The 13,169-nt window shown below is 69.4% G+C and carries 12 protein-coding genes; 4 read left to right on the forward strand and 8 right to left on the reverse strand.

Features of this window, described 5'->3' with window-relative positions; all coding sequences use genetic code 11:
• The first annotated feature begins 141 nt into the window (after positions 1-141).
• On the forward strand, positions 142-1,146 hold the full coding sequence (locus KE274_RS13755; RefSeq protein ID WP_211544648.1) for an isopenicillin N synthase family dioxygenase: 1,005 nt from the start codon (positions 142-144) through the stop codon (positions 1,144-1,146).
• Between the two features lie 99 nt (positions 1,147-1,245).
• Here KE274_RS13755 and rpsO read toward each other — a convergent pair whose 3' ends face one another.
• Positions 1,246-1,515: a 30S ribosomal protein S15 gene (gene rpsO / locus KE274_RS13760; protein WP_055993247.1), complete on the reverse strand. Its 270-nt coding sequence runs from the start codon at positions 1,513-1,515 to the stop codon at positions 1,246-1,248.
• A gap of 185 nt (positions 1,516-1,700) precedes the next feature.
• Here rpsO and KE274_RS13765 point away from each other — a divergent pair, with 185 nt between their 5' ends.
• Positions 1,701-2,993: an MFS transporter gene (locus tag KE274_RS13765; RefSeq protein WP_211544650.1), complete on the forward strand. Its 1,293-nt coding sequence runs from the start codon at positions 1,701-1,703 to the stop codon at positions 2,991-2,993.
• A gap of 30 nt (positions 2,994-3,023) precedes the next feature.
• Here the strand turns inward: KE274_RS13765 and KE274_RS13770 are convergent, their stop codons facing one another.
• The 3 genes from KE274_RS13770 to KE274_RS13780 all read right to left on the reverse strand — a co-directional run bounded on the left by KE274_RS13770 (position 3,024) and on the right by KE274_RS13780 (position 5,640).
• Positions 3,024-3,578, reverse strand: coding sequence for a YceI family protein (locus tag KE274_RS13770; protein WP_211544652.1), 555 nt, complete (start codon positions 3,576-3,578; stop codon positions 3,024-3,026).
• Between the two features lie 178 nt (positions 3,579-3,756).
• Complete coding sequence (locus tag KE274_RS13775) at positions 3,757-4,125, reverse strand: FKBP-type peptidyl-prolyl cis-trans isomerase (RefSeq protein WP_211544655.1); 369 nt, start codon at positions 4,123-4,125, stop codon at positions 3,757-3,759.
• A gap of 213 nt (positions 4,126-4,338) precedes the next feature.
• Positions 4,339-5,640, reverse strand: coding sequence for a PrsW family intramembrane metalloprotease (locus KE274_RS13780; protein WP_249186325.1), 1,302 nt, complete (start codon positions 5,638-5,640; stop codon positions 4,339-4,341).
• 89 nt (positions 5,641-5,729) lie between these two features.
• Between KE274_RS13780 and KE274_RS13785 the strand changes: the two genes are divergently transcribed.
• Positions 5,730-6,599, forward strand: a complete 870-nt coding sequence (locus KE274_RS13785) for a fumarylacetoacetate hydrolase family protein (RefSeq protein WP_211544656.1) — start codon at positions 5,730-5,732, stop codon at positions 6,597-6,599.
• A gap of 70 nt (positions 6,600-6,669) precedes the next feature.
• Here KE274_RS13785 and KE274_RS13790 read toward each other — a convergent pair whose 3' ends face one another.
• Genes KE274_RS13790 through KE274_RS13805 form a run of 4 tightly spaced genes read right to left on the reverse strand, consistent with a single transcriptional unit; the run spans position 6,670 to position 10,913 of the window.
• A complete protein-coding gene (locus KE274_RS13790; RefSeq protein ID WP_136035081.1) occupies positions 6,670-8,130 on the reverse strand; it encodes an aspartate ammonia-lyase in 1,461 nt (486 codons plus the stop codon).
• Between the two features lie 52 nt (positions 8,131-8,182).
• Positions 8,183-9,112: a phosphodiesterase gene (locus KE274_RS13795; protein WP_211544657.1), complete on the reverse strand. Its 930-nt coding sequence runs from the start codon at positions 9,110-9,112 to the stop codon at positions 8,183-8,185.
• A gap of 59 nt (positions 9,113-9,171) precedes the next feature.
• Positions 9,172-9,507 carry a peptidase gene (locus KE274_RS13800; RefSeq protein WP_211544659.1) on the reverse strand — a complete coding sequence of 112 codons (336 nt, stop codon included), beginning with the start codon at positions 9,505-9,507 and terminating at the stop codon, positions 9,172-9,174.
• Positions 9,504-10,913 (reverse strand): inorganic phosphate transporter, encoded by a 1,410-nt coding sequence (locus KE274_RS13805; protein ID WP_307872214.1) that lies wholly within the window; start codon positions 10,911-10,913, stop codon positions 9,504-9,506. The genes KE274_RS13800 and KE274_RS13805 overlap by 4 nt, the downstream gene beginning before the upstream one ends.
• Before the next feature lie 152 nt (positions 10,914-11,065).
• Here KE274_RS13805 and KE274_RS13810 point away from each other — a divergent pair, with 152 nt between their 5' ends.
• Positions 11,066-13,165: a S9 family peptidase gene (locus KE274_RS13810; RefSeq protein ID WP_211544661.1), complete on the forward strand. Its 2,100-nt coding sequence runs from the start codon at positions 11,066-11,068 to the stop codon at positions 13,163-13,165.
• Positions 13,166-13,169 lie beyond the last annotated feature (4 nt).

Genomic DNA, 13,169 nt, shown 5'->3' on the forward strand with positions numbered 1-13,169 from the left:
AGGCATCCCTTACCGACGAGACTCTAGCACCCGTGCCGCCGCTCCCCCGAACGGATGACATCCGGGACCCGCCTGCGCACCCCCGAGTAACGCGACGCAACACTCGCCCGCGGCCCCGGAAACGCGACATACCCTCGGTCCATGGCTGAACTCTCGCTCCCGATCCTTGACCTCTCCCAGCTCGACCAGGGCCCCGAGGCCGCGGCGCGATTCCGCGACGAACTGCGCGCCGCCACGCACGACGTCGGCTTCTTCTACCTCACGGGCACCGGCGTCTCACCCGAGCTGGAGGCACGCCTGCACCGCGCAGCGCTCGACTTCTTCGCCCTGCCCGAAGAGGACAAGCTCGCGATCGAGAACGTCAACAGCCCCCACTTCCGCGGCTACACCCGCATCGGCGGGGAGCGGACGCAGGGCAAGGTCGACTGGCGCGAGCAGATCGACATCGGTCCGGAGCGCGAGCCCGTGAGCGACGGCCCCGCGTTCAACCGACTGATCGGGCCGAACCTGTGGCCGGCGGCGCAGCCCGAGCTCCAGACCGTGGTCTCCGAGTGGCACGAGACGCTGTCGGAGGTGTCGCGCAAGCTGCTGCGCGCGTGGGCCCAGACCCTCGGCGCGGACGAGACCTACTTCGACGAGCACTTCGGCGAGCCGTCGACCCTCATCAAGATCGTCCGCTACCCCGGCACGCACGAGCCCGAGCCGCAGCAGGGCGTCGGCGCGCACAAGGACTCCGGTGTGCTCACGCTGCTGTGGGTCGAGCCGGGCAAGGGCGGCCTCCAGGTGGAGCGCGACGGCAGCTGGGTGGACGCGCCGCCGGTGCCCGGCGCGTTCGTGGTGAACATCGGCGAGCTGCTGGAGTACGCCACGGGCGGCTACCTGAAAGCCACCAACCACCGCGTCGTGTCTCCGAAGGCTCCGGACGAGCGCATCTCGATCCCGTTCTTCTTCAACCCGGCGCTCGACAAGCGACTGCCCCTGATCGAGCTGCCGGAGGAGCTGGCGGCCGAGGCCACGGGCGTGACGGACGACCCGACCAACCCGATCCACGCGCTCTACGGCGAGAACGCCCTGAAGTCTCGCCTGCGCGCCCACCCCGACGTCGCCGCGATCCACCACGCGGACCTGGTCGGCTCCCCCGTCTGATCGGCGGAGGACCCGCCGGACACGATAAAGGCCGCCCCACACCGTGGGGCGGCCTTCTCAAGAATGTTTTGCGCGATTGAACGCTGGGTTCGCTCTGCCTTATCGGCGCAGTCCGAGACGCTCGATCAGCGAACGGTAACGCTCGATGTCGATGTCCTGGAGGTAGCCGAGCAGACGACGGCGCTGACCCACGAGCAGGAACAGCCCACGACGCGAGTGGTGGTCGTGCTTGTGCTCCTTGAGGTGCTCGGTGAGGTCCTTGATGCGCTGCGTCAGCATTGCGACCTGCACCTCGGGGGATCCGGTGTCACCGGGGTGCGTCGCGTACTCTTCGATGATCGCCTTCTTGACGTCTGCTTCCAGTGCCATAGATTCGATCCCCTCTCTGCTTGTTGCGCGGCGCCCGACGCCTGATGCGTGAGCTCTCTTTATCCGCGGCCGATCGAACGGCAACCTGACGAGTCTACCAGCCCCACGGAGGCCGCAGCGACACCGTCGGGGCAGGTGCCGCCCCGGCTCCACTACGCTCGAGGAGTGCGGGAGAGGTGCGTGGCGTGAGCGCGGGACGAGGACATCTGATCGATCTGACGCCGCTTCGGATCAGCCCCGCGTTCGCGCGGATGTGGATCGGCTCGACGCTCGCGGGCATCGGCGGACAGCTCACCATCGTCACGGTGATGCTGCACGTGTTCGCCCTCACCGGCAGCACGTTCGCCGTGTCGATGATCGCCGTGGCCGGGCTCGTGCCGATGATCCTCGCCGGGCTCTACGGCGGCATGCTCGCCGATGCCTTCGACCGCCGTCGCGTCGCGCTCATCGCGGCCACGGTCACGTTCGCCTCCACCGCCCTGCTCGCCGCGCTCACCTGGACCGGGAACGAGACGATCTGGTGGCTGTACGCCCTGAGCATGATCAACTCCGCGGCGAACTCCGTGGGCATGGCCACGCGCACCGCGATCGTCCCGCGCCTCATCCCGCGGGAACAGCTCGCCGCCGCCTCGGCCCTGAACGGCGTCGCGTTCGGGCTGACCGTCATGGCCGGGCCCGCCCTGGCCGGGTTGCTCGTCGCACTCACGGGCTACGGGTGGACCTACACGATCGACGTCGTCCTGATGCTGTCCATGTTCCTCGGCCTCTGGACCCTTCCGACGGTCAGACCGGAGGGCGACGTGGTGCGCCCCGGGCTCGCGTCGCTCGTCGACGGCTGGCGATTCCTGCGGCGGGCGGGGAACATCCGGATGCAGTACATCGTCGACATCATCGCGATGACGTTCGGTCAGCCCCTTGTCCTGTTCCCCGCGCTCGGCACGCTGCTCCTCGGCGGCGGCGCCGTGACCACCGGCATCCTCACCGCCGCGGTGGCCGTCGGCACGTTCGCATCGAGCCTCTTCTCCGGCCGCGTCGTGCAGTACCGCTGGCACGGCCGCGGCATCGAGCGCGCTGTCGAGGCCTATGGCGCGTCGATCCTCCTGTTCGGACTCGTGCTGCTCGCGGGGGCCTTCTCCTCGCCTGTCGACGAGAACACCCCCCACGTCGGGCTGATCGTCGCCGCGTGCGTCGCGCTCGCCCTGTCCGGCGCCTCCGACAACATCAGCTCCATCTATCGCAACACCATGATGCAGGCCGCTGTCCCCGACACGATGCGCGGACGACTCCAGGGACTGTTCATCGTCGTCGTTGCGGGCGGACCCCGCATCGGCGCCCTGTACGCCGGCACCCTCGCCACGCTCACGACGCTGTGGTTCCCTCCCCTCCTCGGCGGCCTCCTCGTGATCGTCCTGGTCGCCCTGATCGCCGGACGCAACCGCCGCTTCCGCTCCTACGACGCAGAGAACCCCGAGCCCTGACGGACCCGGGGTTCCCGAAGCGACGATCGCTCAGTCCTGCTGCAGTGCGCCCTGCAGGTCGAGGTTGATCGTGACGTCCTTGCCGACCAGCACGCCGCCGGTCTCGAGCGCCGCGTTCCAGGTGAGACCGAAGTCCTCGCGGTTGATCACGGTCTTGGCCGAGGCGCCCGCCTTGTAGTTGCCCCACGGGTCGCTGCCGAAGCCGCCGAAGTCGAGCTCGAACGTGACCGGCTTGGTGATGCCGCGGATCGTGAGGTCGCCGTCCACCAGGAAGTCGCCGCCCTCGACGCGAGCGCCGGTGGACACGAACTCCATCGTGGGGAAGTTCTCGGTGTCGAAGAAGTCGGCGGAGCGGAGGTGCTGGTCGCGGCCCTCGTCCTTGGTGTCGACCGAGGTCACGTCGACGCTCGCCTCGACCTTGGCCTCGAGCGGGTTCTCGGGGGCGATCAGCGTCGCGCTCTTCACCCCGAACGTGCCGCGCACCTTCGAGATCATCATGTGACGGACGCTGAAGGTGACCTCGCTGTGGGCGGGGTCGAGGACCCAGGTGCCGGGGCGGTAGCCGGGGATGTCGATGCTGGTCATGGTTTCTCCTCGGAGACATCGGCCGCGCGGCGGCGGCGTACGGACGGGGCCGCGATCGCGGCGTCCTCCAGCCCAACCTACATTCACGCGAATGTATTCCCGTGAATGCACACGCGAGGCGGAACGACGAAGCGCCCCTCCTCCGAAGAGGAGAGGCGCTCTGCGCGCGGCGGCGGTCTCAGCCGACGGCGACGAGGTCGATGATGAAGATCAGGGTCTTGCCCGAGAGGAAGTGACCGCCCCCGACCGGGCCGTAGGCCAGGTGCGGCGGGATGATCAGCTCGCGGCGACCGCCGACCTTCATTCCGGGGATGCCGTCCTGCCAGCCCTGGATGAGGCCGCGCAGCGGGAACTGGATGGTCTCGCCGCGGCCCCACGAGGAGTCGAACTCCTCGCCGGACTCGAACTCCACACCGGCGTAGTGGACGGTCACCGTGTCGCCGGGCTTGGCCTCGGCACCATCACCCTCGATGATGTCGCGGATGACCAGCTCTGCGGGGGCAGGGCCGGTCGGGGCGTCGAACTCGGGCTTCGTGCGATCAGTCATGGCTCCATCCAACCGGACCCCTGCGCGCCCGGTCAACGCGACGGCACCTGCTCACAGCGAACACCTCGACCGCTGCGCCGCGCCGCCGCCCCTCTTGACACGTCAGCGCGGGCGGGTGCACCCTGGTGGCAGATCAACTCAGCGCCCGGGAGACATGCAGGCATCGCCGCAGCACCGGGCGCTGAGTCTGTCCAGCGGCCACTGGTACCGCGGTCAGTACGCCAACAGAGCTGCCCGGGTGGCGCGCGTGCGGATCAGCAGCGCCCGCTCGTCCTCGACGGCCAGCGGGTCGCGGCCGGTGATCGCGCGCTGTCGCACGGCCGCCAGGGCGGTCGCGTCCTTGATGAACTCACGCATGAGCGGACGGCGATCGCCGCGCAGCTGCGCCGCCCATGCCAGGCCCACCTTCCGGCCGGACGGCGTCGCGAGCATGGTCACCTCCTCGGGCGTGAACCAGCCCGCCGCGGCGTACTCGGCCAGGCGGGCCCTCGTCAGCCTCGCCTCCTCGCGGCGCAGCGCGACGATGCCGAGGATGAACCCGATGAACAGCGGCACCTGCAGCGTGAAGTACAGACCGAAGAAGTCGGCGAAGGTCGCCGAGCCGTTCCACAACGCATGCAGGAAGATCGCCCCGAGCCACCCGAGCAGCCCGGCAGCGAACGCCGCCCCCGCAGACGCGTGCCGCCGTGCGACCAGTCCGATCGCGAACCCTGTCAGCGACGTGAACATGGCATGCGCGAACGGCGACAGCAGCGCCCGCACCACGAACGTGACGCCGAGCTGCTCGCCGCCGCCCTCGATCAGGCTGAGGGCGAAGTACTGGATGTTCTCGGTGAATGCGAAGCCCGCGCCCACCAGGGCGCCGTACACCACGCCGTCGATCGGTCCGTCGAACGAGCGCCGCGCGAGCAGGAAGATCAGGAACACCCCGAGTCCCTTCCAGAACTCTTCGACGATCGGCGCCTGAACGACGGCCGCGATCGCCTCCGGCACCGGGCCGAGCAGCACGGTCAATCCGATGTCCACGAGAAGCGTCAGGCCGACGGCCGCCACCGCTCCCCATGCGACCGCGAAGATCACCAGGCGCTTCGGCTCCGGCTCCCAGCGGTCGATCATGCGCACCCCGAGGAACACGATGGTCAGCGGGATGAGCGCCAGCACGAGACCCACCGCGGACGCCGTCGGTCCCAGCGCCCAGCCGAAGTAGCCGATCAGCGCCAGGAGCAGGAAGCCGAGAAAGGCGAACAGCCACAGCGAGACCGTCCTGCCCTTCTTGGTGGTCACCGGCAGTGCGGGCAGCGACTCCGCAGGAGAAGGCGCGACGGGCGCCGGCGGGGTGTACGGCGTGGGCTGCGCGAGCGCGGAGGCGTAGCCCGGCTGCTGCCCGTACGTCGCCGGAAGGTACGGCGACTGCGCGTACTGCGACGGCGAATAAGCCGAGGGGCTCGGCTGCTGCGCGGGCGGCGGCGTGTACCGCGAGGGCTGCTGGGGGTCGGCCGGTCCTCCGAAAGTCATAGCCAAAGCTTATGGGGCACAAGCAATCGGGCCCGGGTATGGTCGACTCCTCCATCCGTCCGGCCGCAGCCACCCGGTAGCGTAGAACCATGCGGTTCGCTCATCTGCGCCGTCCCGACTCCCCCCGCGCGGTCCTCGCCGTGGTGGACGGTACGGACGCCATCCTCGTCTCCGATCTCCTGTCCGATGCTCCTGCCACCCTGCAGCAGCTGATCGAGCGGGGTGACGCCGCCCTCGAGGATCTGCGCACCGCCCTGGACGCCGGCACCGCCCCTCGCCACCCCCTGGGCGGCTGGACGTTCGACTCCGCCGTGCTCGCGCCGCCCGCCGTGCTCGCGGTCGGGCTCAACTACGCCGCGCACTCCAGCGAGCTCGGTCTCAAGACCGATGCGGCTCCCACCGTCTTCACACTGTGGCCCAACTCCCTCACGGGCCACGAGCAGGTCACCTCCTGGCCGCGCAGCCTGAGCGAAGCCGTGGACTACGAAGCGGAGCTCGGTGTGCTGATCGGCACCCCCGCGAAGGACGTGAGCGAAGCGGACGCCCTGTCGCACGTGTGGGGATACACCGTCGTGAACGACATCACCGCGCGGAACATCCAGTTCTCGGAAGCGCAGTGGTCGCGCTGCAAGTCGTTCGACGGCTTCACGCCCACCGGCCCCTTCGCGGTCACGGCCGACGAAGTGGCCGACCCGCAGGACCTCCACATCTGGACCGTCGTCGACGGTCACACCGTGCAGGACGCCAGCACCGACCAGATGGTGCGTTCGGTCGCGAAGCTGATCGCCCATCTGTCCCAGTCGCTCACGCTGCTCCCCGGCACCCTGATCTCCACCGGCAGCCCGGGCGGGGCCGGCTACTCCCGCGACCCCCAGATCTTCCTCCGCGACCACTCCACCGTCACGGTCGGCATCGACGGGATCGGCGAGCTCACCACGCACTGCCGCATCCTCGACTGATACCGGAGCCTCGCCGACACGACGAAGGGGACGGGAACTGCGGCTCCCGTCCCCTTCGTCGCACGGGGCGTCAGATCTGGATGAGGTCGTCGGGCGTCACGATCGGAATCGCCGCCGTCACGGCCTCCAGCCCCGACAGACGGGCGGGCGACAGCTGCTTGGTCACCTCGTCGCGCGACATGAGGCCGGCCTCGACCACCAGATCGGCGACGTTGCGGTTGGTCAGGAGTGCAGTCTTGGCGAGCGCCGCCGCGGCGGCGTAGCCGATGAACGGCGTGAGCGCGGTGATCACGCCGACGGACGCGCCCACCATCGCACCAAGGCGGTCACGGTTCGCGGTGATTCCCTCCACACAGTTCACCCGCAGTGTCCACATCGCCTGGCGCATCCAGGTGATGGACTGGAAGATCGAGTGCGCGATGACGGGCTCGAAGGCGTTGAGCTGCAGCTGACCGCCCTCGACCGCCATCGTCACGGTGGTGTCCGCGCCGACCACCGCGAACGCGACCTGGTTCACGACCTCGGGGATCACCGGGTTCACCTTGCCGGGCATGATGCTGGAACCGGCCTGACGCGCGGGGAGGTTGATCTCACCGAGACCCGCCTGCGGGCCCGAGGAGAGCAGACGCAGGTCGTTGCAGATCTTCGAGAGCTTGATGGCGTTGCGCTTGAGCGACGAGGAGAACGACATGAACGCGCCGGTGTCGCTCGTGGACTCCACCAGGTCGGTCGCCGTCTCCAGGTCGAGTCCGGTGATCTCGCGCAGGTGCTTGAGCACGGCGGGCGCGTAGTCCACGTGCGTGGTGATGCCCGTGCCGATCGCGGTGGCCCCCATGTTGATCTCGAACATGAGCGAGGCGTTCTCGGTGAGACGGCTGTGGTCCTCCCCCAGCGTCGTGGCGAAGCCGTGGAACTCCTGGCCCAGCGTCATCGGCACCGCGTCCTGCAGCTGCGTACGCCCGACCTTCAGGATGTCGTGGAACTCGCTCGCCTTGCCCAGGAACGCGATCCGCAGGGCGTCGAGCTCGTCGAGCAGCGACCGCAGCGTGAGCGACAGGCCGATTTTGACCGCCGTGGGGTACACGTCGTTCGTCGACTGGCTGCGGTTGGTGTGGTCGATCGGCGAGAGGAAGGCGTAGTCGCCCTTCTCCCGACCGGCCATCTCGAGCGCGATGTTGGTGATGACCTCGTTCGCGTTCATGTTGGTCGAGGTGCCGGCACCGCCCTGGATCACGCCGACCGTGAACTGCTCATGGAACTCGCCGTCGATCACGCGCTGCGCCGCGCGGTCGATGAGGTCGGCCCGCTCGGCGTCGAGCACGCCGATCTCCTTGTTCGCCCGCGCGCTCGCCTGCTTGACCATCGCGAGCGCGATCACCAGGTCCGGATACACCGAGATCGGCCGCTTCGAGATCGGGAAGTTCGCGTCGGCGCGGGCGGTGTGGATCCCCCAGTAGGCGTCGACGGGGATCTCCATGCTCCCCAGCGAATCGGTCTCGGTACGTGTAAGTGCAGGCGCGGCAGAAGCCATGTCACATCCTCGTGGGTCGTGGCGAATCAGAAAAGTGGGGGATGCGACCAGTCTACGCCGGTCCGCGCGGCGGTTTCCGGGAGAACGCGTCGAGCCGCTGCTCCGGCGTCAGGGCGGCCATCCGCTCCAGCCACTCGGCGGAGAAGTAGTCTCCGGTAGGCGCGTCGACCACCGGGACCACGGTGTGGGTGATGGTGTCGGGGTACACATGAACCAGCTGGAACGACTGCGCCGCGTCCATGCCGTTCACGTCGGGCGCCGGGAGAGCCACGTTCATGGTGTAGCACGTCGCCGAGGCCACGCTCACCGGCACGTCGGCGAACGAGCCGTGCGACGAGTAGTGCAGGTGCCCCGCGAGGATCCCGCGCACATCCGTGCCGCGGATCACCTCCGCGAGCTCGTCCTGATGCCGCAGCTCGAGGATGTCGAACAGCGGCAGGTGGCTGGGCAGCGGAGGGTGATGCATGGCCAGGAGCGTGCCGTGGGGCGCCGGCTCTGCGAGCAGCTCCGCGAGCCAGGCGAGCTGATCCGCGCCGAGGTCGCCGTGGTGCCACCCCGGGACGCTCGTGTCGAGCGCGATCAGCCGCAGACCGTCGAGGTCCCAGACCCCCGTGACCGGTTCCTCCGTGGGATCCCGGTCGAGCAGCTCCCGGCGCAGCGCGGGGCGTTCGTCGTGGTTGCCCGCGACCCAGACCACCGGAGCCCCCAGTTCGTCGGCGACCGGTTCGACCGCGTCCCGCAGCCGTCGGTAGGCGTCGGGCTCGCCGAGATCGGTGAGGTCGCCCGTGATCACGAGGGCCGCGGGCGCGGGGTGCACGGAGCGGATCGCCTCCAGCGTCCGACCGAACGACGCCTGCACGTCGTAGGTGCCGCCCAGCCGCGCACCGCCTGCGAGGAAGTGCGGATCGCTCACGTGGATCAGGACGTGGGAGGCAGGCTCGTGCCGGCCGAAGACGTACGGGGTGCCGGGTGCCGCGGACATGCCCTCAGCCTAGAGTCCCGCGCCGAGGCCGTGCCCTGGCGCGCCAGGGCGGCCGCACATCAATGGCCGATGACGATGAGCAGGATCCCGGCGATGACCGCCGCCCCGCACAGCACGAAGCAGCCGTACGCGCCCACGAGCGCGAGCGTCTTCTGCCCTTCCGTGAGCGGGCTCTTCTTGGCCGCTTTCGCCGCCTGCTTCGCCGCCCGCTTGAGCTCCTTCTCGGAGATCACCGTGATCGCGTCGGTGAACTCCGCGGGGCTCACCACGGGAGCCCGGCCGCTGCGCACCAGGAGGCGCAGGCCCAGCGCGTAGAAGGTGACGATGGCCGCCGCGCCGAGGAGGGCGGCAGCGAAGACCTGGAAGAACGCGAGCCAGTCGATCGTGACGCTCATGCCGAGTCCCCGTTCCGCGTGACTTCCGCTTCCTCCGCGACGGGCACCGCCGGCGTGGACGTCTCGCCCGTGGCGGCGTGCACGCCGCCCGACTTCGCAGCCTTGGCACCCGCCTTGGCCTCCGCCTTCTTCTTGGCCTTGTCCTTCGCCTCGGCCTTCGCGCGGTCCTTCGCCTCGGCGCGCGCCTTGGCCTCCGCCTTCGCCCGCTCGATGCGCTGCTGGCGGCGCGTGGGGGGCGGGGTCTCCGGCAGCTCCACGGCGAGACCCGACTCCGCCACGTCGCTCATGGCGTTCGCGTGCGTGACCGCGTTGTGGCGCGACCGCAGGTACAGGCCCATGATGATGGCCACGGCGAGGATCGCGTCGATCGCAACGCCCCACGTGCCCAGCCACACCACGAGCAGGGCCGCGAGGGCACCGACGCCACCGGCGGCCGGGAGCGTCAGCAGCCAGCCCACGCCGATGCGGCCGGCGGTGCGCCACCGCACGGTCGAGCCACGACGGCCGAGGCCGGAACCGATGACCGAACCGGAGGCGACCTGCGTGGTGGAGAGCGCGAAGCCCAGGGCGCTGGAGGCCAGAATCGTGGCGGCGGTCGAGCTCTCCGCCGAGAAGCCCTGCGCCGGCTTGACGTCGGTGAGCCCCTTGCCCAGCGTGCGGATGATCCGCCATCCGCCCAGGTACGTGCCCAGCGCGATCGTGAAGGCACACGCCACGATGACCCACAGCTCGGGCTCGTGGTGCGCACCCGACTGCCAGCCGATCGTGATCATCGCGAGGGTGATCACGCCCATGGTCTTCTGCGCGTCGTTGGTGCCGTGGGCGAGCGCCACCAGGGAGGACGTGAAGATCTGTCCCCACCGGAACCCGTCGCGGCCGTCGGGCTTGCCGTCGTAGCGGCGCGTGACCGAGTACGCGATCTTCGTCGCGACGAACGCGATGATGCCGGCGGTGATCGGAGCGATCAGTGCCGGGAGCACGATCTTGGACAGCACCGCGCCGAAGTCGATGCCACCGAGCCCGGCACCGACGAGAGTGGCGCCGATCAGACCGCCGAACAGAGCGTGCGACGAGCTCGAGGGCAGACCGAGCAGCCACGTGAGCATGTTCCAGGTGATGGCGCCGATCAGACCGGCGAAGATCAGCGAGAGGAACAGCTGCGCCCCCGCGGCGAGGATCGCGTCCTCCTGGATGATCCCGCCCGAGATGGTCTTCGACACCTCCGTGGAGAGGAAGGCGCCGACGAGGTTCAGCACGGCCGCCAGGAGCACCGCCGTCTTGGGCTTCAGAGCACCCGTCGCGATGGGTGTCGCCATCGCGTTGGCGGTGTCGTGAAAGCCGTTCGTGAAGTCGAAGAAGAGTGCCAGCGCGATGACGAGCACAACAATGAGGGCTGCGGTTTCCACCGTTCGCTTTCGGTCTTGAGGAAAGGGAATGTCGACGGGATCGACGTGACGAACGAAGAGTTCACCGTGGGTTTGACTTCCGTTTACCGGCCCCGGTAAATCCTCCCACCGTCCCCCGTGCCGGTCAACTCGACCTGGGATAGCGTGGAGCGGTGACTGACGCCCCGATCGCCGCCCGCCGTCCCACATACCGCACGCACCACGGCGACACCGTGGAAGACCCCTACGAGTGGCTGCGCGAGAAGGACTCCCCCGAGGTCATCGCGCACCTGGAGGCGGAGAACGCCCACACCGACGCCGAGACGGCGCACCTCGCCGGGCTGCGCGAGACCCTGTTCCAGGAGATCAAGGGCCGCGTGCAGGAGACCGACCTGTCGGTGCCGACGCGTCGCGGCGCCTGGTGGTACTACAGCCGCACGGAGGAGGGTGCGCAGTACGCGATCCACTGCCGCGCGGCGGCCGAGCCCGACGACTGGACTCCCCCGCGCCTCGAACCCGGCGTCCCTGTTCCCGGGGAGGTCGTGCTGCTCGACGGCAACGTCGAGGCCGAGGGGCACGAGTTCTTCTCGCTCGGCGCCTTCGACACCACCGACGACGCCAGCATGCTCCTCTGGTCCACCGATTTCGAAGGCGACGAGCTGTACACGGTCCGCGTGCGCGACCTGGTGACCGGACGCACGCTCGACGACGAGATCCCGAACACCGGCAGCGCGTTCTTCACCCCCGACGGCACGAGCGTGCTGTACACCACGCGTGACGACGCGTGGCGACCCGACACCCTGTGGCTGCACCGCCTGGGCACCCCCGTCGCGGACGACGTGCGGCTGTTCCACGAACCGGACGAGAAGTTCTGGCTCGGTGCGGGCATCACCCGCAGCCGCAAGTACCTCGTGATCGCGGTCGGCTCCAGCATCACGAGCGAAGAGCGCCTGGTCGATCTCTCCGGCGACATCACCGCGGAGCCGCGGCTGGTGTGGCCGCGCCGCGAGGGCGTCGAGTACTCGCTGGAGCATGCCGTGGTGGACGGCGAGGACCGCTTGCTGATCCTCCACAACGACGGCGCTCTCGACTTCGAGCTCGTGTCGGTCGCGGCGGCGGATCCGCAGGGCGAGCGGCGGGTGATCCTCCCGCACGAGCCCGGACGGCGCCTGCTCGGCGTCGACGCGTTCCGTGACTTCGCGACCGTGGAGTATCGCAGCGAGGGCCTGGAGCGCGTGGGCCTGCTGGACTACGCGACCGATGCCGTCGAGGAGCTGCGCTTCGACGAGCCGCTCTACTCGGCCGGGGTGAGCGGTAACCCGGAGTGGCACGCGCCGTTCCTCCGCCTCGGTTACACCTCGTTCGTGACGCCGGGCACGGTGTACGAGCTCGACCTGGCCACGCGCGAGCTCGTGCTCCGCAAGCAGGTCGCGGTCCTGGGCGGCTACGACCCGGCCGACTACGGTCAGCGCCGCGAGTGGGCGACCGCCGAGGACGGCACCCGCGTGCCGATCTCGCTCGTCTGGAAGCGGTCGTTCGGCGAGCCGGGTGCGCAGGCACGCCCGGTGCACCTGTACGGCTACGGCTCGTACGAGCACTCGATCGACCCCGGCTTCTCCGTGGCGCGGCTGTCGGAGCTCGACCGCGGCGTGGTGTTCGCCGTCGCCCATGTGCGCGGCGGCGGCGAGATGGGACGGCAGTGGTACGAGGAAGGGAAGCTGCTGCACAAGCGCAACACCTTCACCGACTTCGTGGCGTGTGCGCGACACCTGGTCGCCGAAGGCACCACGACGCCGGAACAGCTGGTCGCCGAGGGCGGCAGCGCGGGCGGGCTGCTCATGGGCGCGGTCGCGAACCTGGCTCCCGAGCTGTTCGCCGGCGTGCTGGCCGGAGTGCCGTTCGTCGACGCGCTGACCACGATCCTCGACCCCTCGCTCCCGCTCACCGTGATCGAGTGGGACGAGTGGGGCGATCCGCTGCACGACGCCGACGTGTACGCCTACATGAAGTCGTACGCGCCGTACGAGAACGTGCGCGAAGGCGTGCGCTACCCGCGGATCCTCGCCGTGACGTCCCTCAACGACACGCGCGTGCTGTACGTCGAGCCGGCGAAGTGGGTGGCGCGGTTGCGCGAAGCCGGGGCGACCGACGTACTGCTCAAGTGCGAGATGGTCGCCGGTCACGGTGGCGTGAGCGGGCGCTACAACTCTTGGCGCGAACGTGCGTTCGAGCTCGCATGGCTGCTCGACACGCTCGGACTCGCCGAGGCGTGAGACG

Origin of the sequence: Microbacterium paraoxydans, assembly GCF_018224615.1 — a bacterium.
In the GTDB taxonomy this organism is placed as follows: Bacteria; Actinomycetota; Actinomycetes; order Actinomycetales; family Microbacteriaceae; genus Microbacterium; species Microbacterium paraoxydans_B.